This window comes from Methylobacterium sp. E-041, from assembly GCF_022829665.1.
Classification (GTDB): domain Bacteria; phylum Pseudomonadota; class Alphaproteobacteria; order Rhizobiales; family Beijerinckiaceae; genus Methylobacterium.
The window spans coordinates 1-24,124 of sequence record NZ_JAKSYQ010000013.1; the positions used below are offsets into that span (position 1 = coordinate 1).

At 59.7% G+C, this 24,124-nt stretch carries 17 protein-coding genes and 2 pseudogenes; 12 read left to right on the plus strand and 7 right to left on the minus strand.

Going from position 1 to position 24,124, the window contains the following annotated elements; translation table 11 throughout:
• Positions 1-792 (minus strand): histidine kinase dimerization/phospho-acceptor domain-containing protein (locus MKK70_RS00235; protein WP_243945292.1); only part of this gene is annotated, 792 nt, incomplete at its 3' end.
• Between the two features lie 444 nt (positions 793-1,236).
• Here MKK70_RS00235 and MKK70_RS00240 point away from each other — a divergent pair.
• The 7 genes from MKK70_RS00240 to MKK70_RS30950 all read left to right on the plus strand — a co-directional run bounded on the left by MKK70_RS00240 (position 1,237) and on the right by MKK70_RS30950 (position 8,992).
• On the plus strand, positions 1,237-1,518 hold the full coding sequence (locus MKK70_RS00240) for a hypothetical protein (protein WP_147843474.1): 282 nt from the start codon (positions 1,237-1,239) through the stop codon (positions 1,516-1,518).
• 189 nt (positions 1,519-1,707) lie between these two features.
• The gene (locus tag MKK70_RS00245) at positions 1,708-2,013 is read left to right on the plus strand and encodes a helix-turn-helix domain-containing protein (protein ID WP_243945293.1); all 306 of its coding nucleotides are present in this window, start codon (positions 1,708-1,710) and stop codon (positions 2,011-2,013) included.
• Positions 2,014-2,451: 438 nt separating this feature from the next.
• On the plus strand, positions 2,452-2,895 hold the full coding sequence (locus MKK70_RS00250) for a PilZ domain-containing protein (RefSeq protein ID WP_187275550.1): 444 nt from the start codon (positions 2,452-2,454) through the stop codon (positions 2,893-2,895).
• A gap of 1,810 nt (positions 2,896-4,705) precedes the next feature.
• The gene (locus MKK70_RS00255) at positions 4,706-5,716 is read left to right on the plus strand and encodes a cytochrome-c peroxidase (RefSeq protein WP_313899063.1); all 1,011 of its coding nucleotides are present in this window, start codon (positions 4,706-4,708) and stop codon (positions 5,714-5,716) included.
• A 23-nt stretch (positions 5,717-5,739) separates the two neighbouring features.
• Positions 5,740-7,401 carry a methyl-accepting chemotaxis protein gene (locus tag MKK70_RS00260; protein ID WP_243945296.1) on the plus strand — a complete coding sequence of 554 codons (1,662 nt, stop codon included), beginning with the start codon at positions 5,740-5,742 and terminating at the stop codon, positions 7,399-7,401.
• 686 nt (positions 7,402-8,087) lie between these two features.
• A complete protein-coding gene (locus tag MKK70_RS30945) occupies positions 8,088-8,564 on the plus strand; it encodes a PilZ domain-containing protein (protein WP_409567802.1) in 477 nt (158 codons plus the stop codon).
• 290 nt (positions 8,565-8,854) lie between these two features.
• Positions 8,855-8,992 (plus strand): DUF6894 family protein, encoded by a 138-nt coding sequence (locus MKK70_RS30950; protein ID WP_409568228.1) that lies wholly within the window; start codon positions 8,855-8,857, stop codon positions 8,990-8,992.
• 473 nt (positions 8,993-9,465) lie between these two features.
• Here the strand turns inward: MKK70_RS30950 and MKK70_RS00265 are convergent, their stop codons facing one another.
• Together MKK70_RS00265 and MKK70_RS00270 are read right to left on the minus strand one after the other, a co-directional pair.
• Entirely contained in the window at positions 9,466-9,744 is a 279-nt protein-coding gene (locus tag MKK70_RS00265) for a hypothetical protein (protein WP_243945298.1), read from the minus strand.
• A gap of 59 nt (positions 9,745-9,803) precedes the next feature.
• A pseudogene (locus MKK70_RS00270) lies at positions 9,804-10,025 on the minus strand (hypothetical protein); the annotation flags it as partial.
• A gap of 359 nt (positions 10,026-10,384) precedes the next feature.
• Between MKK70_RS00270 and MKK70_RS00275 the strand changes: the two are divergent.
• Both MKK70_RS00275 and MKK70_RS00280 read left to right on the plus strand, forming a co-directional pair.
• On the plus strand, positions 10,385-12,715 hold the full coding sequence (locus MKK70_RS00275) for an FdhF/YdeP family oxidoreductase (RefSeq protein ID WP_243945301.1): 2,331 nt from the start codon (positions 10,385-10,387) through the stop codon (positions 12,713-12,715).
• A 96-nt stretch (positions 12,716-12,811) separates the two neighbouring features.
• Positions 12,812-12,988: a hypothetical protein gene (locus MKK70_RS00280; RefSeq protein ID WP_243945304.1), complete on the plus strand. Its 177-nt coding sequence runs from the start codon at positions 12,812-12,814 to the stop codon at positions 12,986-12,988.
• A 222-nt stretch (positions 12,989-13,210) separates the two neighbouring features.
• Here MKK70_RS00280 and MKK70_RS00285 read toward each other — a convergent pair whose 3' ends face one another.
• Positions 13,211-14,965, minus strand: coding sequence for a putative bifunctional diguanylate cyclase/phosphodiesterase (locus MKK70_RS00285; RefSeq protein WP_279603453.1), 1,755 nt, complete (start codon positions 14,963-14,965; stop codon positions 13,211-13,213).
• A gap of 279 nt (positions 14,966-15,244) precedes the next feature.
• On the minus strand, positions 15,245-15,760 hold the full coding sequence (locus MKK70_RS00290) for a PAS domain-containing protein (protein WP_243945307.1): 516 nt from the start codon (positions 15,758-15,760) through the stop codon (positions 15,245-15,247).
• 285 nt (positions 15,761-16,045) lie between these two features.
• On the opposite strand from MKK70_RS00290, the gene MKK70_RS00295 reads away from it, so the two are divergent.
• The 3 genes from MKK70_RS00295 (at position 16,046) to MKK70_RS00305 (ending at position 23,436) form a co-directional block, all read left to right on the plus strand.
• Positions 16,046-16,645: a recombinase family protein gene (locus MKK70_RS00295; protein ID WP_243945309.1), complete on the plus strand. Its 600-nt coding sequence runs from the start codon at positions 16,046-16,048 to the stop codon at positions 16,643-16,645.
• Positions 16,646-16,649: 4 nt separating this feature from the next.
• Positions 16,650-17,072 carry a hypothetical protein gene (locus tag MKK70_RS00300; protein ID WP_243945311.1) on the plus strand — a complete coding sequence of 141 codons (423 nt, stop codon included), beginning with the start codon at positions 16,650-16,652 and terminating at the stop codon, positions 17,070-17,072.
• Between the two features lie 4,321 nt (positions 17,073-21,393).
• Positions 21,394-23,436: a putative bifunctional diguanylate cyclase/phosphodiesterase gene (locus MKK70_RS00305; protein WP_243945313.1), complete on the plus strand. Its 2,043-nt coding sequence runs from the start codon at positions 21,394-21,396 to the stop codon at positions 23,434-23,436.
• A gap of 203 nt (positions 23,437-23,639) precedes the next feature.
• On the opposite strand, the pseudogene MKK70_RS00310 reads toward MKK70_RS00305, so the two are convergent.
• Positions 23,640-23,849 (minus strand): annotated as a pseudogene (locus tag MKK70_RS00310) (helix-turn-helix domain-containing protein); the annotation flags it as partial.
• Positions 23,850-23,866: 17 nt separating this feature from the next.
• On the minus strand, positions 23,867-24,124 hold a 258-nt coding region (locus MKK70_RS00315), incomplete at its 5' end, for a transposase (protein WP_243945315.1).

Genomic DNA, 24,124 nt, shown 5'->3' on the forward strand with positions numbered 1-24,124 from the left:
GATCGAGACGGTGTTGTCGATCACCGAGACCAGCGGGAACGAGACCGGGTCGAGGGTCAGCTGCCCGGCCTCGATCTTCGAGAAGTCGAGGATGTCGTTGACGACGGTGAGCAGCGCGGCGCCCGAGCCCTGGATCAGCTCGAGCCGGTGACGGTCCTCCGCCCGCAGGTGGGTCTCGTCGAGCAGCATGTCGGCGTAGCCGAGGATGCCGTTCAGGGGCGTGCGGATCTCGTGGCTCATCGTCGCGAGGAAGTCGCTCTTGGCCTCGCTCGCCCGCTCGGCCTCGGTACGCGCCTCTTCGGCCACGCGCGTCTGCTCTTGCACACGCTGCGCGAGCGTCGCGTTCAACTCGAACAGAGCGCGCTCCGCAGTCTCACGTGCGGTTTCGTCCCTAAGCGTCAGTACCGCCCCGATCTGCTGGCCATCCGCCCCACGAAGCGGTTGAGCGTTGCCAATGGCCAGCACTTCGACACCGTCCGGCCGGACGATCCGCCACCGCGCCTCCCGAACCGTCTCCCCACGCACCGCGCGCGCCAGCGGCAACTCAAGCGGCGGGTAAGGTCGCCCATCCTCGGTGAAGAGGCGGTAGGTGTCGCTGTAGGCATCGGGCTCGACATCAAGGCGAGCAACACCGTGGATGGCAGCGGCAGCCCCGTTCACCATCGAGATCCTGCCCACCGCATCGGTGACGATCACGCCCTCGGCGAGCTGATTGAGGATGATGGCCTGCGTCGCAGCGGCAGTCTCAGTTTGGTCCGCGGGGGCGATCGGGAACCGGGGGAAAGGCTGCATGTGGACCAGCGTGCCGTGTCAGTTTTTGCCCGGCGAGACCACAGGCGGGCGATCGCGATCCAGGAACTCCAGGGTTCGAACGAACGATACGCCTGCCACCCTGTAAGAGAGGTAAAATGCCTGTCAGCCTTCAGCGGCAGACATCGTGCCTCCTGTTAGTCGCTGGTCAGCGACGGGCCATCTGCTACACGGCAGGCCTCTCGACGCTCGCGCGCCGCGGCGGTCGCGAACGCCGGCAGGCAGCTCGGCACAGAGAGCACGCGATGACAGGTCGGCGCGGGCCAGTTCTCTGTGCCGTGCCCGTGAAGCCTTGGGCCGGGTGATCGCGTGAAGGTCGGTGCTGCGGGGAACAGGAACCGCCGACGCCGGCTTATGGCCTGCTTCGATCGCTCCCGGCGGACCCTCTCGGCAGCGGGCGCTTCTCAGAACCTAGGACCACCAATCATGCTCAGAGACGAATGCACGCGCGTCCTTCGGACTCTGATCGAGAAGGCGCAGCGCGAGGATCTGGGTACGGCTCAGAACGCTATTCTACGGTTCGCCATGAACCAGTCCGAGCCGCAGGCCAGGGCAGCGGCTATGGATGATCTGCTGTCGGACCTCGCGGGTGAAGAGCGGGCCGACAGCGGCTCCGATATTCAAAAGGCTTTCCGCACCGTCCTCGTATCGATGATCGAACGGACGAAGATAACGGTCGGACCCGGTTCACCCGGACATGCGAGGTAACGCCCTTCCCAATCAGCGGCTGACACTTTACCCCCCATACTCCCCCGTTACGCCGACCCGTCCAGAGCGTTCGATCTCGCTGCGGCGGCTCGATACCTCAGTCTCGATCCGGTCGCCTTCAGCGCCCTCGTGGAAGACGGGAAGCTGCCCCGCCCTCGCCGGCTCGGCGAAGCTGTTGTCTGGGAGCGGATGGCGCTCGACACGGCGTTCGAGGCTGCCCCCGTCGAGCAGGAGCCTGTGCCGCCGGCTCATCAGGGGCCGGGACCGAAAGATGCAGGGAAGCGGAAGGCTCCGCCCCTAATGTCGAAGGAATGGCCCAGCTACCACAACGTCTACACGCCTGAGACGCTGGCCGATCGGTGGCAGTGCTCCGGCAACCACATCCGAAACATGATTCAACGGGGCGACCTGGCCGGGTTTCAGTACGGCGGGAAGCTGCTCCGGATCTCGGCCGCGGGCGTGGCAGCCTACGAAACCAAAAACACGGTTAAATGATTGACGGCTCTGTCCACGACCGTTTCCTAAGATTTCAACAGGGACACTGACAAAGATGGTGTTCAAAAGCGTGATAGAGCGTCGGACAATCAATGCACGTTCTACCTAGATTGTATAACTCCAGCTACAACGCAAAAGTTAAGATTTTTACCATTTTACGTAACGATTAAATAATTGATAGCAATTTATACGGCTATATGGTTTGGATAAAACTGAACCTTACGCCGATTTCAAAAAAATTTAGCTCGTCATTTTGACTATGGACTCCCTTATAATGAGAAGCGCTTCAGAACCGCCTACCAGGACATGACCGTAAAGCGAACCTATACACAGCACGCCGTCATCGCCCCCGCCCTCTGCATGCGCTACGACGGATCAGATTTTCACGCTGTCACTGCCGACATTTCGGTTAGTGGGCTGAGGTTACGATCCGCGACAATGCCACGGCTCGATGAACGCCTCGTCTGCAACATCCGCGACGTAGGGGCGATCAACGTTGAAGTTGTGGGAGTAGGAGCCTGCGACTTCGTCATTCGCGTAAAGGGCACCAACCCCGCCCCCGGCGAAATAGCGCGGCGTCTCATCGACTTAGCTCGCCAGCAAAGCCGCCCTCCCGAGGTCGTTCGCACTCACCGTCGAATTGTTCCTACACGAACAGACCTACAAGTCACCCTTGAGGATGGCAGCCTCATACCTGCGCAGATCGTGAACTTATCAGCATCAGGCGTGGCGCTGCGCCTCGATGTTCCGCTCGCGGTAGGACAACCGATCACGATTGGGCAAAGACGTGCAACAGTCGCGCGCCAAATCGAGCGCGGCATCGGCGCAGCTTTCCTCGAACCACTCGACGACGTAGCAGTCAGCGAGCACACCGTGCTGTGAAGGCACAACACCGCACCTGTGCACATCATCTCCAGTGTGTTTCTGAGCTGCAGAGCACGAGGGGCGTATCGGCGAAAAAGCAGGTGGCGGCCCTGCTCGGGGGCAAGCAGGACCGCTGCAGCGGATCGCGAGGACCTGCCGACTGCGGATGCAGCGGCGTCCACCATGAACCAGACAAGTTGTTGAAGGATGAGCGATACGTCGTCGGCTTTACCGTCGCCGCCGACCCCGTTCCTCGTCGGCCACCGCTTCCACCGCCGCGATGGCGTTCTCAAGCTACGCGATCCGCTTCAGGGTGCTGTCGGCCGGCATCGTATCGTACTGAGCGGCTTCCATGATTAGGTCGCGCTGGCGGGCCTTAAGATGGTCTAGGAGGGCGTCAAGCTTGTCCATGGCGCGCTGTAGCGAGGCGTGCCTTCCTCGACAACATGGCACCCGCCAGCAGCTTTCAGTGCGTGTGAGGTGATGCCCCTACTCCTGCTTTGACGCGGCCTGAACAGGGCTGTGAGTGATGTTTCACGCGACTATGGCCGCCGCGATCGACGGCGCGCGGACGCTTGCGCAGATGGAGGAGCTATCGCGTCAGGTGTGGCAGGGACACGGGTCAGGTGCCTTGGGCGACGCGGAGGCCCAGGCGCTTGCCGAACGCCTCCACGGGCGTCGCAGCGCGATCCGAGAGGGCGTCCGGCCCGTTGGCATCCCCGCCGGCCGTGCGAGCCTGTTCCCACCTCGGTGCGCGGCCGTCTCGCCTGATAGATCAGCATCGCGAGACCGTCGCCGGTTGCTGGCCTGCTCCGGCCCGATGCCGCCGGCCCTCGCTAGTAGGTTCACGACCGGGCAACTCGCGGTGCTGCGCATCGTCGGCGACGAGGTAGCCGGCAAAGGCGTGTGCGGGCTCTGCATCGACGCCATCGCAGCGCGTGCTGGTGTGTGCCGACGGCTGGCCCAGGCTGCGATCCGCCTCGCCGAGGGCGATGGCCTGCTAATCATTCAGGAGCGTCGGCATCAGGGGCGGAAGAACGAGCCGAACCTGCTACGCATCATCAGCCGGGAATGGCAGGCATGGATGCGACGGGGACGCCGCCTCCTGGCCGAGGGGAGGGTGGGTGCAAACCGATGCACCCCAAGGATAAGAGGGTGTTAAGTTCGTGGAAAACAAGGCCAGCAGCACGGTCAAAGAAGCTGCCGGAACGGCAGGGTCGCTCTCACGCCAGTGGCTTACGAACATCCGCGCGGGTGGCGGAGCCGGTGCGAGCTATGCGGTGATGACATGTAGGCGAACGGTATGACGAACGACGACTTTCTCGCCAACACAGGGTTGCCGGCCTGCTTCGCAGCATCAGTCGGTGGATTGGCCGACGCGATCCGTGCCGCGCGCAACGCCGAGGCTTACCTCTGACGATCAGGGCGAACGCGGCGAAGGGCGAGCCGGGCTTGTCTGATGCCTCGGATGCGCTTCGGTCAACCGTGCATGCCGTTGGGGACATAGACGCTCATACATTAGTATATCCGGCGACCTCATAAACGAGCACGTACTTTATCAAATTTTCGAACCAAAAAACCTTACTTCTGATAGAGGAGAAAGGATCAAACCCGTTAGGGCAACCGATATATTTTACAACCTATACTTTTCATACCTCGCCCATTCAAGTTTAAGGTTGTGGCGCATCGGTAGGCTATCAATGAATGTGATGCAAAATCAATTTAAGCAGAGTACCTAATAGATTAGAACACTAATTAGTGCTTAATTAAGGATTTTATCGTATGCTGTGATTACCAGCAATATGTATATATATTTTTAAGGACAGTCATGCCGCTCTTGCGGAAGATCGCCCCGGTTCTGGCTGCAGGTTTTGCTCTCGCCAGCATCAACGCCCACTCTCAAGATTATAGCGATCAAAAACAAAGCTATAAACGGCCCGATCTTATCCCATTTCCAGAGGAAGCACCCTATTCACCGCAACTGGCAACTCTCGGAAAAATGTTATTTTTCGATCCCCGTCTAAGTGGAAAGCAGAACCTTAGCTGTGCGAGTTGCCACAATCCATCCTTTGGCTTCGAAGTCCCAGTTGCAGGCGCGATCGGTGCAACCAACAAACTTTTGCCGCGAAAGGCTCCAACTGTACTGAACGCAGCTTGGATATCGCCATTGTTTTGGGATGGGCGTGCGCCCAACCTGGAACTCCAGGCTATGGGCCCAATTACTGCGGAAGGAGAAATGGATGGTAAGTTCCCGCAGATTATCGGGCGCCTAAAGGGTATTAAAGAATACAATACGTCGTTCAAAAAGTTGTTTCCGATGGATGGTGTCACGCAAGACAACATCCTCACGGCGATTGCGACCTACGAACGCTCGGTTGTGGCCGGATCCGCACCGTTTGACCGCTGGATTGAGGGAGACGATGCAGCGATTTCGCCTGCTGCGCAACGCGGCTTTGCTTTGTTCAACGGCAAGGCTGGATGCGCAGGATGCCATACGGGCTGGAACTTCACGGACAATCAGTTCCACGACATCGGCATTCCGACCAAGGATGTCGGTCGAGCAGCATTCACGCCCGACGATCCACTCGCGCAGTACGCCTTCAAGACGCCGGGCCTGCGCAATCTGACCTACCGCGCTCCATTCGGCCATGCTGGCCAGTTTGCCGACCTCGACGCGATTATCACCTTCTACGAAAGTGGTGGCATTCCACGGCCATCCAAGTCGCCGCTGATGAAGCCACTAAGTCTTAGCGCCGAGGAGCACTCGGATCTGATCGCCTTTTTGCGCACCTTAACAGCCGAGCAGACGCAGACCGCCCTGCCGAACCTGCCAAATTGACGCCGACGACGGGACCTCGCACGATGTCGATCCGCTATAAGATCCTTCTTCCCCTACTCGCCTTCATGCTCCTGGCAGCCCTGCTATCAGGTGTCACCGGTCTTGTCGGCCTTGGAGCGGTGACCGACCTTGCAACACTCACTGAGCGCACGAGTGAGGCGAACGAAGTCAGCCGGGCGGCCCGAGATGATTTTCGCCAAGCGGAAGAACTGCTGGCACGCGTGACCGCGATGACCGACCTTATCGACATGGCCCCCATCAACGCTCAGTTCACCGCAGCGAGTGACGAATTGATGGGTTTGCTCGGACGTTTGAAGAACACTGCGTTGTCTGATCTGATGCAGACGTTATCGCGAAGCACGGATACGGACGCGCGTCAGTGGCGCGCTGATGCAGAGATCCTGCTCGGCATCCGACCAGCGCGAGAGATCCCCACTCAGGAACGGTTGATACGGCAAGGCCGCGGCCTACAAAAACGCTTCGATGAGATTGTTGCACTCGCAGCAGAGGATGCCCGCACTCAGATCGTATCGACCCGTGAAGCGACAGCCTCGAAGATCTGGATGATGCTCGGGCTTGCAGGCGCTGTAGTACTCCTCGGTTCGGCGACCGCGTGGTGGCTCGCAGGGGGCCTGGCGAAGCCGCTGGTTCGTCTCACTACTGATACCAGCCGCCTAGCACAGGGCGATACCAGCGTCAGGCTCTTGGGCGCCAACCGCAGCGACGAAATCGGTGACATTGCCCGGGCTGTCGTGGCGGTTCGTGATATGTCGCTGGACGAAGCTGCCAAGCAACTCGCGACGACGGAGGCTGGTCGCCTTCGCGAGGAGCAGGCACGACGAGCGCTGCTGCGCGATCTCGCTGATCAATTTGAACGCTCCGTCGGCGCGATCGTCGAACATGTCGGGCAAGCGGTCGGCAGCCTGCAAGCCTCATCCAACATGATGTCGGCAGCTGTCGATGGCACCGCTCATCGCTCGGCCACCGCGGCTGGAGCCGCGCGGCAAACCAGCGACAACGTCCACGCGGTGGCGGCGGCGGCGGAAGAGATCGGTGTGACGGTCGGAGAGATTGGTCGTCAGGTTGAACAGGCGACTGCGATGTCGGCGTCCGCTGTGCAAGCGGTCTCCCGAACTGAGCGGACCATGGTCGATCTCGCTGCGGCTGCAACGCGCATTGGTGACGTAACGGGCATTGTTTCAAGCATCGCTGGACAGACGAACCTCTTGGCGCTCAACGCTACGATTGAGGCGGCACGCGCTGGGCAGGCTGGTCGCGGGTTTGCCATCGTTGCCGCCGAGGTGAAGGACCTAGCGACCCAGACCGCCCGAGCGACTGAGGAGATCGGCCGACAGATTACAGCAATCCAAGCAGCCACGGATGGGGCGGCGGAAGCAATTCGGGACATCGTCGGGCAAATTCATGCAATGAACGGCGTAACGATGAGTATCGCTGCCGGCATTGAGGAGCAGGGTGCCACGACGCAAGAGATTATGCGGAGCATGGTCCATGCCTCGACGGGTACGGACCAAGTCACCGTGAACATTTCTGAGGTCGCGCGTTCGGCAGAAAGCGCGGGTAATGCCGCACAATCGGTTGCAGTCGCCGCTGATACGCTGGCCGGACAGTCCCATTCCTTACGTGCAGAGATGCGGCAGTTCCTTGCTAATGTGCGCGCGGCATGATTTCTAAGATCGGCTTTAAAACAATCTGGACAATTTGATCCTTACAGGCGCGGCGAACATCGCGGACGTTGAGGTCGTATTAAACACTTCCTAGGGATCCCCAGCCCAATCAAACTAGCCGCTAGGTCAAACAGCGCCTCAGGAGTCCATCTCCTGGGGCGCTCGTCGTTTGAACGGGTTTCCTTTTTGGTCGTTCGGAAGAACCTTGTAGGCGCTGGGACGGCAAAGCCTAGCGACGCTCCTACCGACACATCCCCATTATGCTTGTTGTCGGCACGAGCGTTTAAAAGCGGCGATATGGATGCGAGCCAGTTCCCTGTACCATGCTGGTAAAGCCTCGGGCCGGGTGATCGTGTAAAGGTCGATGCGGCAGGGAACAGGAACCGTCGGCGTCGGCTTATGGCTCGTTCGAAGTCTCGAAGGGGTGGCGACTCTGCGGTCGGGGAGTGGACCACTACGGCGGATCTCAAGGATCTGCCGGTAGCATGAAAAAAATTCGCTTCCGGGCTACGAAATACCGAGTTCACGTAATTCGTAGAAAAGGCATAATTTTTCCCGGAATACTGACTTATGCGTAATGTAACAAAATTACTATAATATGATAAAGGCCGTGTTAAGGGGCTATTAACTTTTCGATATCAGCATTGCTCCAAGATAGAGAGGTTGAGATAGGAAGGGACTTTGCTATGCCAGAAAGAAGGCGAGTGCAACGACAATCTTGCACTTTAGACGGCCGCATCTTTTCTCCGCAACTCAGCGATCCTGTCCGCTGCACAATTACTGATATTTCGTCTTTAGGTGCCTTCGTTCAGTCCAATAGAGATCGATCCATACCCGCTAGCTTTGATCTTTCTATTGGCGGAAGTACTTTTCCACGTGCTTGCCGTATAGCCCGCGTAGAATATAATGGGTTTGGCGTAGAGTTCCTTGATCCCGTTCGTTGTGAGGTCGAGGAAATTTTAAGAGAGTACGCATTTAATGAAGAATTATTGTTCGAAGCTTTGTGTACCGATCTAGACAGCGAAGTCACTATTACGAAAACCCGTTTGGGAAAAACTACCACTGCCCTTATGGACTTGATTGAGCGTCGAAGCGCAGTGAGGTGGCAATCTAGTGATATTGATGAGAAGCCTACACAGATAAGACTATTGACACGCCTTTAGGACGGATAGAGCTTTGGAGCAATAGGCCGGACCCACAACTCAGGTCCTTGCAGGATCCATTCTGAAGAGTCTATCCGCTGTGATGGCAGCCAAGCAGGCGCTAGACATCATCGACCCCTACGCTTACCCGCCACGGGGCCTCGATCTCGCTGCGGCGGCTCGATACCTCGGCCTCGATCCGGGCGCGTTCCTCGGCCTCGTGGACAGCAGGAAGCTCCCGCAGCCGACGGAACGAACCTGTTTTGCGGGTCATGGTTTCCCTAGGTGCGATGTCCAGGGACAAGCTACCAATGGCTCAGTACTTCTTCGACTTCTACGACGGCAAAATGCACCGCGATGCGGTCGCCCACGAGTGTGAAGGACCTGACGACATTCGTTTAGAGGCAATGCATGCGCTTCCGGCGATGGCTAGAGACCAAGTACCATAGGATGGCGACACGCAGTCCTACACCGTCCTCGTTCGCCACGAGAGGAACCTCACCGTCTACACCGCGGCCCTGACGTTCGCGGGGATCTGGCTGGGTGAGGATGAGCCGCCGGTTGAGGAAGCCGATTGAGCTGACGGCAACTGCTTCTACTCTCGAAAGCCAGCGCGTTCGGCTTCAGCACGGAGACAGGCAAGAACCCGGTCGCGAGCCTGCTGGTCCGTGATCGCAGACCAAAGCCGAAGCACCATCACCGCCTCACCGGGGTCGCCCTCTGGCACAGCAGCCCAGAACTTGTCCAGGGGTATGTTGAGAGCGTCGGCAAGCTCTCGCAGACGGGTGGTTTGGTGCTCGGCCATGCTCAGATACTGCCAAGCTGACCGAAAGGTCCGTGCCTGAATGCAAAATTCAATCGCTCGCGATCACGGCTTCGTTACCTCGTCGCTGTCGGGTGAGCTTGCTCACTTAATACCGAACTACCGGTCCCGCCGACATCGTTCCTCGTCAGCCACCGCCTCTACCGCCGCGATAGCGTTCTCAAGTTCCGCGACCCGCTTCAGGGTGCTGTCCGCCGGCATCGTATCGTACTGAGCGGCTTCCATGATCAGGTCGCGCTGACGGGCCTTCAGGCGGTCTAGGAGGCGGTCAAGGGTTTCCATCGCCGCCGTGTTAGCGAGACGTGCCTTTCTCGACAACAGCAAGTCGGTGCCCCTCAGGCCGAGATCACGACGCTGCCAGCCGAGCGAGCCGCTCAAGCTCGTCTGTTGCGGGCTAGACACGGCACCAGGAAGGACTTGCCACTATGCTCGAAGGCCTACCTGTCCCGCCTCAAGGATTGCGGAATGCCGATCCGTCCCGAGCACCGCCATTTCTTCTTGTCCCGGAACATGTCGTACAGCGCCGGGCTGTCCTCCAGATTCGTGGAGCGATGGCTGATGATGATGGACGGGTCGATGTCACCGTTTTGGATGCGCTCCATCAGCGGCTTCATATAGCGGACCATGTGGGTCTGGCCGGTCTTCAGGGTCAGGCCCTCCGGGTACCTACGCTTCTCGAACCTCGCCGCAGGCGAAGTACCGCGAGGATACCGAGAGTTGCGACGCCGGTGCAGATCACGGAAGGCCGGACGCCCGTACGCGTCGATGCGTGGTTCAAAGCCACCTCCAGTGCTCCAGCTAGATTGACCACCAGTGGGATGACCCGCGTATCAAGAAAAAGTTTTGGTGAAGATGGCCCAGCGCCTTTCTTGAGCATGTAATCGCGTTCAACGACCATGTTAACCTCTTTTTGCATCAAATGATAGATGCAGATAAATATTTGCATCCAAGCGTGATGATATGAAACGCTCGCCTCTAGCGGGGGTTGCCTCATGGGATCACCCTTGGAGTGCATTTGTTGTCAAAGCCTACGTTCAAACCCTACCGTCGTCCCTCCGGCGGGTGGGGTTCGGCCCTTTCGGTCGGCAACATTCTGAGGCGCGAGGGTGTGCTGGCGAGTGTTCCGGTCGCTCTGACCCGTCACAACAAGGTCGACGGCTACCGGTGCAACAGCTGCGCTTGGATCAAGCCGGCGAGCCCACTCCCATTCGAGTTCTGCGAGAACGGCGTAAAAGCCGTGGCCTGGGAGTTGACGGCTCACCGCTGCACCCCGGCCTTCTTCGCTGAGCACACCGTCACCGAACTGCTCGGCTGGGACGAGTTCCAGCTGGAGCATACCGGGCGCCTGACTCATCCGCTGCGCTACGACGCGGACTCAGACAAATATGTGCCCGTGTCGTGGGGGCATGCCCTGGACGAGATCGCGGGCGAGTTGCGCGCCGTGGAGGACCACCTCAAGGGAACAGTGTTTTACAGCTCTGGCCGCCTCTCGAACGAAGGCAGCTACCTCTACCAGCTCTTCGCCCGGCTTTACGGCAACAACAACCTGCCGGACTCGTCCAACATGTGCCACGAGACGACCTCGGTGGCGCTACCGATCAGCATCGGCCAGGACATCGGGACGATCTCACTCGACGACTTCGCCAAGTCCGATTGCATCCTGTTCTTCGGCCAGAACCCCGGCAGCAACTCGCCGCGGATGCTGCATCCCCTGCAGGAGGCGAGCCGGCGCGGCGTGCCGATCATCACCTACAATCCGCTTCGTGAGCGCGGGCTGGAGCGCTTTACGAACCCTCAATCGACCGCGGAGATGCTACTGGGCCAGGAAACCCGGATCAGCTCGCAATATCATCAGGTCAAGGCAGGCGGCGACCTCGCCGCGCTCGCCGGCATCTGTAAGGCGGTTCTAGCCGCTCACGACGCGTCGCGGGAGGCGGGCGGCCCTGCGATCCTCGACGAGGCGTTCATAGCGGAGCACACCCACGGCTTCGATACCTTCGCGGCATGGCTGCGCGTCCAGGAGTGGGACGAGCTGGAGCGTCGTTCGGGCCTGCACCGAGCCGACCTAGAGGCGACCGCCACCGTCTACGCGGGGGCCCACGCCGTTGTCGCGGTCTACGGCATGGGCCTGACTCAGCATCAGGCCGGCGTCGAAACCGTGCAGATGCTGGTGAACCTCCTCCTGATGCGCGGCAACATGGGCCGCAGTGGCGCTGGTATCTGCCCGGTGCGTGGCCATTCCAACGTGCAGGGGCAGCGCACGGTCGGGATCACCGAAAAGCCCGAGTTGTTCCCGCTGGATCGGCTGGGTGAGCAGTTCGGCTTCGAGCCGCCGCGCGAGGCCGGCTACAATACGGTCGAGGCCTGCGAAGCGATCCTCAAGGACGAGGTCCGGGCCTTCGTGATGCTCGGCGGCAACTTCGTCCGCGCGATCCCCGATCACGGCCAGATGGAGCCCGCCTGGCGTCGGCTGCGCCTAACGGTCAACGTTATCACCAAGCTCAACCGCAGCGCGCTGCTACCGGGTACGGTCAGCTACATCCTGCCGGTACTCGGCCGCCTGGAGATCGACGAGACCGAGGCCGGTCCACAGGTCCTATCGATGGAGGACACCTCGGCCTGTGTTCACGGCAACCGCGGCCTGCGGAAGCCGGCCTCGCCGCATTTGATCAGCGAGAACCGGCTCATCTGCGAACTTGCGCTGCGGACGCTTGCTCCCAATCCACGCGTGCGCTGGACGGACTACATGCGCGATTACGCCGAGATCCGGAAGGAGATCGCTTACACGCTGCCCGAGTCGTTCTGGGATTACGAGCGCCGCATGTGGGAACCAGGCGGCTTCCAGCGCGACCTGCCGGCCAAGCGGCGTGAATGGCGAACGGAAACCGGTCGGGCCACCATCGTGACCCCGAAGGCCCTGGATGAGGATGCGGACATGCCGGCCGTCGGGCACGACGTCCTGCGCCTGATGACCCTGCGCTCGAACGACCAGTTCAACACGACGGTCTACGGCTACGACGACCGCTTCCGCGGCATCAACAACACCCGCAAAGTTGTGCTGATGAACCGCTCAGACATCGACCGTCTTAGGCTCAAGGTCGGACAGGCGGTGACCCTTAAGACGGTTGCCGACGACGGGATCGACCGCCGGCTGCCCGGCCTTCTCGTCGTAGCCTACGACATCCCGATCGGTTGCATCGGCGGGTACTACCCGGAGTGCAACGTCCTGATGCCGATCTGGCACTACGCGATCGGCAGCAAGACGCCTGCAGCGAAGATGATCCCCGTCACCATTCATTCCGAGGACGCACGGGTGCTCGAACCGCAACTCGAACACGCCGGAGGATAAGCTCGACTTTGGCCATTGGCGGCGGATTGAGTGAGCTGAGGTGACGTAGCAGGCGTGACGGGTAGGCTGGTAGCGTCCTGGCCAAGAGACCCCGCCATGCAGCCCCTGCCTGCCCGCTTCGCCGCGATCATTCTGGCGTTCGCGCAATTGTTTGTCCGCCGCTCGTCGCGCCATGCTCAGCCGATGCTCATCGGTGTGATCCTGACACCGAGCCGTGGCACGGTGACGAGCGTCCTGCGCAACCTGGGTGGGCGCAGGAGCGACGGTTCGTGAACGTCCAGCGCATACTGTCCGCCTCCCACCCGCGCCGATCGTAGCATCCTTCGCCGACCTGCCGCGAAGGAGACCTTTGAAGGGTCCGAGAAGGGTCTCAAGCAACTTGAGTGAATTTTCGATAATCCGACCGTTTTCTCGACGTATGTAGCTACGTACGGTAGGGTCCGAGAAGGGTGGCTACTGGATAAGCTAATAGGTATAATTAAATCTATGATTGCCTCACGAATTAAAATCCCTCATCCAACTTGCAACTTCATTCACCGGTAGAGGGCGAGCGAAAAGGTAGCCCTGCACCTCGGCACAGGCTGTCGATTGGAGCTGGCTGAGTACAGCTTGCGTCTCGACGCCCTCGGCTACAACGCGATGGCCAAGATGCTTCGCCATCGAGATCATCATGGTCACCAGTGAGAATTGGCGTGGATCGGTATCGATGTCACTCATAAAAGAGCGATCGATTTTTACGACATGGACCGGCAGCCGCTGTAGATAGGACAAACTACTATACCCGGTGCCGAAGTCGTCGATCGCTAAACGAATACCGGCAGCAGCCAGCTCATTAAGCTGGCTCAGGGCTTGCTCTGCATCGTTCATTACTGCAGTTTCGGTGATCTCAAGCTCAAGGAACTCGGGTGGTACTCGATGGCGCGCCAGAACCTGACTGACGCGGGCCGCAAAATCAGCTTCGTGCAAGTTGGTGGAAGAGATGTTGACCGAAATGATCAGCTCCAAGCCCATCTCTCGCCACTGCGCCAGCTGTGAGACAGCAGTCTCCAGCACCCAGGCTGTTGTTGGTGTTGCCAGGGCCATGCGCTCGATCAGAGGAATGAACTCACCTGGAGCGATCGACCCGAGCGTCGGATGCGTCCACCTCATCAAAGCTTCGGCGCCCACACAACGTCCGGAGGCGAGATCCACGCGAGGCTGGTACGCGAGAGAAAACTCTGAGGGCTTCTGTAACGCTGCCTCGAAATCCCGAAGCAGCATGAAGCTTCGTCGGAAGGCGTTGTCCGAGGTGTTTGAATGGATCTGAAAGAGCTTGCCTGTCGCACGAGCGTCCTGCGCTGCTCCCTGGGCAATCCTCAAAATGTCGCTCGGGGGTAGCTCTCCCAGGATAAAGGGAGCGATCCCCAGCGCGACGGTGCCAATCATATCCGGCCCGCCTAGCTTTCGGAGCTTCTGAGTCTGCGTTCTCAAAAGATTGACGTAGGCAAATTCGTTCATGCTTTCGGGTGCTAATGCCGCTAGCTGTGTACTTCCGATATGATATGCTTTTCGATGCGGCCCAATCAAGGACCGAAAATTGCGTGCTGATATTCTGACGAGATCATCGATAACGGCCGAGCCCATGACGCGTACAGCATGGTTCATCTGCTCAACAGAGATCAAATCAACAACAATCACGATATTTCTCGCTTTTGTTGTATCATTACGAGCCAGATCGCTAAGGTCATCGAAAAACTGTGTTCGGTTCGGAAGCTCACTGATCGGATCAATGCGTCCGAAGGCATGCTGCAACTCGATCTGCGACATTACCATAGCGGCGAGATCGTGAAGGGCCGTTAGCTCAGAGGGCTCTGCCTGTCGCGGGGATGTTCCGAGCACACACATGGCGCCAAGACCGAAACCGTCGCGCGTCATGAGTGGAACCCCAGCATAGAAGCGTATTCCAGCTCTTGCCAAGACGCTGTCGTGATAACAGGGATCTGTGAGAAAGTCCTCGATCACCAACAGGTCGCGACTCTCGGCCACTTCAGCACATGGTGCCTTCTCACGTGGGATCGAGCTGTGTTCTACGCCGACCCGCGACTTGAACCATTGTCTGTCGCTATCGGTGAGAGAGATAGCTGCGATTGGCAGGTCGAAAATCTGGCTTGCCATTCGTGTGATACGATCGAAGTTCTCCCCCGGTGACGTGTCAAGGAGGTCTAATCTGTGAAGCGCGTCTAGACGGTTGCTTTCTTCAGCCGACACCATCGGTTGATACTCCCGACTAAACCGCTAGATTGACCACGCCTCGCAACCACCCGGTATGAGGCGGCTGAAGACAGACTTTGCTACGAATGATAGCTAGGATTAGTTTTTTATAGCACCACAAAGTGCCGACAGGAAATTTCTATAGCGTCACACAAGTTGATTTCAAATTAATATCAAATGATGTACAAGGATAAAATATGATCATATGCTATTTTTGGGGGGGCGCAGATTTAGTCATTAGGCTGAGATAGCAGGAACTGGAGAGCTATAAGCCTGCTTTCATGCGACAAAAACGCCCAAGGCCCGTAAGGCATTCCCTAACTGATCGTTACTTGCTGAAGCGTCCTCGTAGCGCCCTGCGATGTTTGCAATCGGGCGCCCAATTCGGCGGATCACCTCACGCTCGAATGAGATAAAGCCCTCGATCTCGCCGCGCACATCGCGAATGGGACGGCAATCGATCTCGGCGCGATATCGTGTTCCATCACCTTTGTAGTTCGTCAGGTAGCCGTGGAAGCGCTCTCCCCTTTTCAAGGCATGGTGGAAGACGTCGAGCGTCGCCCTGCGCGTCTCTCGACCTTGCATGAAGCGTGGGCTCAGACCGACAATCTCGTCTGGATCGCGTCCGACCAGCTTCCCAAAGGCTGGGTTGACGTAGGTGATGATCGGCCCAGGCGGCTCAAGAGCGGCCTCCGTAATGACGATACCAACAGGAAGATCCCGGCCAAAGGCACGGATTAATTCGACGATTGTCATATTGGTTGGGCGATCACCTTCTTGTAAGCCGTAGCTCACTATCGTCCAATCGTAGAGCTGACAAAGACGTTCCCCAAGGGTTGATGGAATACGAAAGGCCGAGGATAACCGCGGCTGCCCTGTAAATCATCGGATCTTCGTCAGTCGGGGAAAAGCGATTTAATCAAGATATATTTCCTAGACCCTTCTGTGTCGGATATCCGAACGTTTTTCCGACGAGAAGGTGGAGCGGCTCGTTGACGGCTCACCGCAGCTTGGTTTCTGTCGGGAAAATATGACGGGTTTTCTATTGCGGATAAAACGCACCTGAATCACTATCCCGACATGCTCGTCGGATATGCCCGCGTCTCCACGCTCGACCAGAACCTCGACCTCCAGCGTGATGCGCTGACCAAGGCCGGGTGCGAGAAGCTGTTCGAGGAGAAGAAGTCCGGCAAGGCCGGGACCAAGCGGCCTGAGTTCGAGGCGGCGCTCGCCTACCTGCGACCCACCGACGTGCTGGTGGTGTGGAAGCTCGATCGGCTCGGCCGGTCGCTCGTCGAGATGATGCGCACCATCGACAGCCTGCGACTGAAGGAGATCCACTTCCGCTCGCTGACCGAGCAGTTCGACAGCGATACCGCCCACGGGCGCTTCGCTCTGCAAATGCACGGTGCCATGGCGGAGTACTTCCTCGACCTCAACCGTGAGCGTACGATGGAAGGGCTGAAGGCAGCATTGGCCCGCGGCCGGAAGGGCGGACGCCCGAAGAAGCTGACCGAGGCCGACATCGAGGTCGGCCGCGCCCTCCTCCAGACCGGCACCATCTCGATTGCGGCGATCGCCAAGCGGCTCGGGGTCAGCCGTGACACGTTCTACAGCTACTTCCCGCAGGCCCGCGCGCGTAGCCAAGCGATGGCTGCAGCGATCGCCAAGACCAGCTGATCCGATGCCGATCCGCCCGGAGCACCGCTTCTTCTACCCGATCGACTGGCGGCAGCTCTCGACCACGATCCGCTTCGATCGGGCCGGCGGGGCTTGCGAGGGCTGCGGACGCCCGCATGGGCGGACGATCTACTGCCTACGCGATGGCCGCTGGTGGGATGCGGCGGCCGGCACCTGGCGTGACGGCCAGGGCCGGACCCTTTCGACCCTGCCGACGATCGAGGATCTCGGGGGGATCCGTTCGACCCGGGTCGTGCTCGCCACGGCCCATCGCGATCACGACACCGCCGACAACGTGGCCGCGAACCTCGCAGCGTTCTGCCAGCGCTGCCACATCAACCACGACCGGCCGGAGCACCGCCGCCGGCGCTGGCGAACCTTGTTTCGCAGGCGAGCGATGGGCGATCTGTTTCAAGGGCGCCCCTGACCCGGCTGTCGCGCCGGCGGAAGTGCGACCGGTATCGGTATCGTGCAGCCCGTCGTACCTCGGCTGTCGGTAGGCTTGCGTTCGACGACAGCCGAGCGGATCGTCTTCGGCCGGTACGCAGGTACCCCCTTCGACCCCCGGCCCCCCCTTCCACCCCTGGCGCCCCAGCCTCGCCCCCCCCTTGCCGGAGAGGCAGCCGTCAGGACGCAGACCGATCGTGACAGCGCCTGTGTTGGTTCGGCTCGGCATCGTGGCGACGACGGACCATTTAGGTGGCTGGGCAGCCGGCAGGAGCGGCGGTGTGTGGCTGCGAACGGGGGAACCGAACGCGCCGCGACCTGCGGCCGGAGTACGCCCCCCGACACATCCGCCGCGCTTCGACAGACGCACCGGCTGGCAAGGCAGTTGTCCGAAATCCCGATCGGCGTGGCCGGCTTCGCCCGCACGACGTTGCCGATCCGCGCTCGATCCACCGCTGCAAAAAAAAGTTTCCGCCAATTTCGCGCGCATTTTTCCCATGCTGAACAACCGGTCCGCGACGGTATTTCCGCAGGGATTGGACCCCCCTACCGGGGTAGGTGAGCCTCCGCGCACAGCTTGGCTCACGTCTGTTCACGGGTTGGCCGGCTCCGAAGCGGTCCGATCCAGGTCGAGCCGACCGTAACGGCGCGCGCGGCATGGCGGCTGTACGTGTCGGCAGCAGCCGTAGGCGCATCGACAGCGCACAGCTCACCAGGCTGCAAGAGGAAGCGCCTGGGACGCCAACGTCGTGGCGCTGCCTGAGCTTGGAGGGCTGACGCGTCGCGCCCTGGGTATTTTAAGGCCGGTCATCGCACACCCGGCCTCGATCCGATCGTCGATTGAACCAAGCTCTGAGCGAACAGAAAACGATTTACGGCCTGATCGGCACGCCATCAAAGCCCTCACGCCAACGCCCCCGAAACCTTGCAAGCCGGTTTGGACGATCGAAGGCTGGTCGCGCTGTCGCGCGACGAGGCCGTGTCTCCTCTCCAGAGAGGATGGCGCCAAAGCTACCAAGCTTTGGCGTCTCGTCAACCGGATGGGATGCTCGCCGGCTCCGATGGCGATCGGCAGCTCGATGCCCGTCGAGGGCTCACCGCGGCCAACACCGTGCGTTCAGTCCCGCTGTTGGGACGATGGGGCGGGGAGGAGGCTGCCGATCAGCGCGCATCCCATAGTTCAACCCTTCTCTATCCCTTTCTTAAAACTCATCTTTTTCTTCTTTTTGGGAGTGAGAGGATAATAGGGAGGTATTTTCTCGGGTATGTATGAGAGATAAAAAAAAGGGGTGCCCCTGTACCTCATACCTCGAACTGTCTCATGCGTAGGGTGAGAAAACGCCTCCCTAGCCGCCCTTACACCCCAAATCGAGGCTAAGTCCTTGATCCAGCTCACCCTCGTCGCTGGGTGGCAGCAGGCCGACGTAGCCTCCTAGCGTCCTCAGGTTCCCTGCGGGAAGCCGCTGTAGGCGCGCGGGGGCGTCAGAGGGCACGAACTGACGCTCAATCGTCGGGCCTGACCAGAGGTAGACGACGGTTTTCCCCGTTTCCGTGCCGATGCCCCGCCGCTGCTGCCGCCGGGTGCTGATCGAAGGCGATCGGCTAGATCGATAGCCCGACCGTTGCACGGGCGGCAGTGAACCACCTCCGCGGACGCGTCTAATCACCCTCCGACCCGCTCGCGCGTCACCGGCAATCTCGCCGCCTCGGTCGTATCGTGCTTCGGCTAGGCCGAGGCGACGACGCACTCGCACGGGTGGGTGGTGCAGGTATCGATCTCGCCGGCAGCCTGGGTTTCGGCCTCAATCGCAGCGCGCAGCATGCCATCGGTTGGCCTACGCCATACCCAGAGACCCTCGTACGGGAGGATAGGGACGGTAGGGTCAGCAGAATTCGCCAGCCTCCCGTAAAATCAGCCCTTCCTAAGCCTCTCTCTTTATTTCTCTTTTTCTTCTCAACGGGAGTGTAGGGAGAATAGGGAGGGGATTTCTTGGGTATACATGAGATGATTTTGAAACAGGTCAGATGCCGACCTAAAATCGTTCCTTCGAAATCACTCTCATGCGTAGGGTGGGAAAATGCCTCCCTAGGCCCCCTAGCGTCCCAAATCAAAGCTAAGTCATTGATGCTGCACGCCCCGATCGCCGGGAGGCAAAGCCATTGCTTGGACTGCTTGCCTCCCTAGCCTCCCCAAATCAGGACGCTGCGGGGGGAAGGCGGGGGCGTCGGACCACGTAAACTGAGGCTCGATCCCCATCCCGACCAGAGGTCGATCGGGGTTTTCCCCAGTTCCGTGCCGATGCACCTCACCGCCGCTGCCATGCACCGTTCAAGGCCGAGCTGCCGAGGCGTCGTGATAGCTGTTTCACCTTTTGCACCCCTGGACGGGTTGTTCGCTTAGTCATTCGACAGGATCGATTTTTCACCACGTTGGTCCGATTACCTGAAATCTGAAGATGCCGTAAAAACCGCCTATTTATCGCCCATCTTGTCCGCGACTAGCAGGTTTTCCGGGGTCTCGGCGGGATCGTAATTGTCGTCGGGTGATCCGAGATCCTGCGTGACGTTCGGCCACGCACGAGGCGGGTGAGTCTTTGAGCATGCAGAATGGACTGACCGGAGCGGGGCCTCTCGTGCCCGGTGTCGCATTGCCGACGCGTGCACGCGCGAAGCGCAAGGGCCGCAAGCCCCCGGCCCGATCGCGTCGAACGTCTGGGTCACGCCCGTCCTCCAAGGCCGCGGGAAAGGCCCGTGTGGTGCTATCGTTGCCCTCGTCTGCTCTGGAGGCCCGCGACTGTCTCCCCGCCCAGCCCGCTTCGGACTTGCCAGTCGATGCCGCACCCGACATCGTCGCAGTCACGCCGGCTTCTGCCGCGGTAGATCCTGATGAGCCGGCGGTCGCAGACCATGAGCCGGTCGCCTGTTCGACTGATCCGGCCGGCGGGATTTCGGACTCCGAAACGGCAGCGGCATCGACGCATGCACAACTTGAGACCCTGGGAGTAACCCCAGTCGCCGTCGTGTCTGACGTCGTAGCTGCAAGCGCCGTTGGCCGCGGGCGGATCACCGCGGGACGGGGCCTCGCAGCCATTTTGTCGGCTGGCCTTGTCATTCTCGGTGCATGGGCGCTGCAACCTGGCCTCGATCGCACGGTCCACCCGCGGATCGCTGCAGCTCCAACTGATGCGATGCCGGCTCCAGGGGGAAGCCCTGCCGGTCTGCAGGAAGCGGCACAGGCTATTGTTTCCCTCCAAGGGGCGGTAAATTCGAGCCGTTCGAACGAGGGTTGGACCACCCCGCCCACGAGGGTGTCGCCCGTTGACGTGCCGGATCAGCCCCTTACACCGCTTCTGGACTCGTCTCAGACCGCGCCTTCGACCGTCTCCGCGTCCGGGACCGTCCTTCCAGCTGTTCCTGGTCTTGTGCCTCTTCCCCCGCGGCGCCCGACTACCCTCGCCTTGCGACGGACGTCCCCGGTTCCGCCGAAGGTCTCCTCGGCAGGGTCCGAGACGGCCGCCGCAGAGGAACCGGTACGGACCGATGTGAACGTCTGGTCGCCGCCGCAGGCAACAGGGCGCTATCGTCTGCCCTGGGGCGTGGCGCAATTGGGAGAACGCAGCAACGACGATACGGCACACGGCCCGCAATGGACGTTCGCGGTCGAGCGCTGATGATCCCACTCCGGGAGCCCCGAACGAGGCGGCGATCGCAACCAAAGGCCCGTGGTGGCGTGCAAAGGGCGACAACACCGCCTCAATCGACGTGAAAATCGCCGTCGTGGAGCGCGATACCCAAAGTGCTGCGGTCGCTCGGTGCCGAGCCGTGATGGTTCTCGTCGCATGAAAGACTAACGAGCTGTATTCTGAGCGGGCCCAACGCGTAGAAACGGCAGGGTTCTCACCCCGCCTCTCACACCTCAGACTTGTATCGCCATTCTTGCGATCAGAAGCCGACGACAACGCTCGCCGTACCCACAACGGTTGCGACAAGACCGCCCGCGAACGCTCCAATCATCAGGTAGCTAAACAGCTTCAATTGCAGTCTTAGAGACGCCGCTCATTGACTTTGTTGATTGGTTGCACCCAAATCTGTCCGATCTAAAGCAGCTGTCCTTTGCCAAGGATGGGTGTGGGTGGCGCTGTGTGCACAGACAATTCATCTCTAACTACTCCAATATTCTTGTTGTAGCCCTCTGTCGACCCAAGCTCACCTTTCATGCCTAAATATATAGCATTTATATTTGATAAAATATTAACATTTAGAAACTATCATCATGGCTGCCACTGAGTGCTTTTATGCTAATGAGTCCGCTTGAAGATTTTGCTGAGATCGGTTCGGACTGGTTCTGGGAAACAGATGCCGCTCTAAGCTTCAGCTATTTTTCTGAAAGTACCAAACGCTTCCTCGGAAGAGAGGTTGCTGAACTGATTGGTCTCAGTCGTAAGGCGATTGCCGAAAATGCCGACGACAAGGCCTTCTGGCAGCCCTATGCCGACGATCTGCAGGCTCACAGGCCGTTCCGCGACTTCGCCTACCCTTATGGCCACCCTGACGGGGTAACACGATGGCTAAGTGTCAGCGGACGTCCGATCTTCTCGCAAGACGGATGCTTCATCGGCTACCGTGGTGTGGGTCGCGATGTAACTGCTGAGCATAAAACGCAGGAAGCTCTGTCGGAACAGATCCGGCGCTGCGATGCTGCGCTCGAGAACATGACCCAGGGTCTATGCATGTTCGATGCAACTTCGCAGCTTGTTATGGTAAACCGACGTTATTACGATATATTTGGCCTCGCTGCCAGTGATATAATAATTGGATTAACGCACCGAGAAATCGTCAAGAAGCTATTTCAAGCTGGCTGCTACCGAGGCGAGATTACTATCGACCAGCTATGCGAAAAAACAACTCTTGCTCTCCAAGACGAGCATCCAGTTCCAAGTTACCGAGAACTCGCCGATGGACGCATCATCGCAGCCTCTTTCCGATCCATGACCGGTGGGGGGTGGGTAGCAACCTTTGAGGATTTCACCGAGCGCCGCCGCAACGAAGCACGGATTGCTCACATGGCGCTGCACGACACTCTGACCGGCCTGCCCAACCGGGCTCTGCTTCACGACCGTCTTAGCCAAGCCATTGCTCGAACCACACGTACGCACAGCCCCTTCGCCGTGCTGATGTGCGACCTCGACCGGTTTAAAGCTGTCAACGACAGTCTGGGCCACCCTGTCGGCGATGCCCTGCTGCGTGTCGTGGCTGAGCGGATGCAAGCGGTGCTCCGCCCCTACGACACGGTCGCCCGCATTGGTGGCGACGAGTTCGCAATCGTGCTCGATTACCTCGACGAGCCTGGTGCGGCGGCTTGTCTTGCCGAGCGTTTGATTGAAGCCGTCGGCAAACCGGTCTGTCTTGATGAGCAAACGATTGAGGTCGGCGTAAGTATTGGACTCGCAGTCGCTGACGAGAATGATTACAGTACGGACGATTTGTTTAAACGCGCTGACATTGCTTTGTATGAGGCCAAGGCAGCAGGTCGAAACACCTATCGAGAGTTCTGCCCTAATGTGGGCAACCGCATTGCGACGCGCAGTCAGCTTGGGCTCGACATGAAAGAGGCGATCCGGCGCGGCGAGTTCCATCTTGTCTACCAGCCAATCGTCGAAGCTACGACTGGCGCTGTGGTAAGCTTCGAAGCACTGATGCGCTGGCAGCATCCGCTGCAGGGTACGATCTCGCCAAGCGAGTTCATTCCGCTCGCAGAGGAAACCGGACTGATCGTTCCGCTTGGTGCCTGGGCGCTGCAGGAGGCTTGCCGTGAGGCGTTGACGTGGCCCAAGCCTATAAGAATTGGAGTCAATGTCTCAGCGGTACAATTCCGCCGCGGTCTTGAGGAAGCGGTGCTCTCCGCATTGGCTACTACAGGGCTACCCGCGCACCGACTGAAGCTTGAAGTGACCGAAAGCGTGCTGATGCAGGACGCGGACGGCGTGCTGGCGTGCCTGCACCGGCTCCGGGCACTTGGCGTAGTCATCGCACTAGACGATTTTGGCACAGGCTACTCCTCGTTGAGCTACCTACGCCGCTTTCCCTTCGACAAGATCAAAATTGACCGGTCCTTTATCCGAGACATTGCCGATCCTGATGCCGCTGCGATTGTGAGAGCTGTGGTCGGCATCGGCGAACGGCTGGGAATGGGCATCGTGGCCGAGGGCGTTGAGACGGTCGACCAGCTCAAGCTGGTACGGCAAGAGGGCTGTACGCAGGTGCAGGGCTTCCTGTTCAGTCGCCCGCTGCTGCCCGGAGACGCGCGGGCCTATATCACGAGCACGCAGGCGGCGGCAGCATAGCTAAGCGGCATCATTCGGCGATCGGTCAGGCGTAGGGACCGCGGACAGGTCGCCCATCGCTCGGCGCTTAAAACAGCGTCCCCTACTGTCGAGGTCGATGCTTCAGACGGAAGTTAGATTGCGTCGTCAACCTGGAACTGACGGCGGATGAGGGAGCTGCGCGGTGCGATACGGAGTACGGACGCGGCTTGCCGGCAGATGGCTCAGGTCGCCATGGCCCGCGTCTCGGGCACACCGTCACGAATTACGTAGCCGCGGCCCCAAACGGTCTCGATATAGTTTTTGCCCTGGCTAGCGTTGGCGAGCTTCTTTCGCATTTTGCAGATGGAGACATCGATGATCTTCATCTCCGGCTCGTCCATGCCGCCGTAAAGATGGTTGAGGAACATCTCCTTGGTGATCGCCGTCCCCTTAGAGTCCGTCCGATAAGTCATGACGCTCGGCCGAGCCTTCGGACGAGGATCATGACGGCAGCGGCGTAGAGGAAGGCTTGGGCCGAGGCGAGGGTCGCCTCCGGGTCTTTCCAAAGGCGGCGGTTGCGGCTGATCCAGCCGAAGAAGCGTTCGACCACCCATCGGCGCGGGTGCACGGCAAAGCCGACCTGATCCTTGGGTTTGCGCACGATGTCGACGGTGATGATCGTGGCGGTCGCGGGCCTGTCGCCCGCATAGCCTGCATCAGCGAAGGC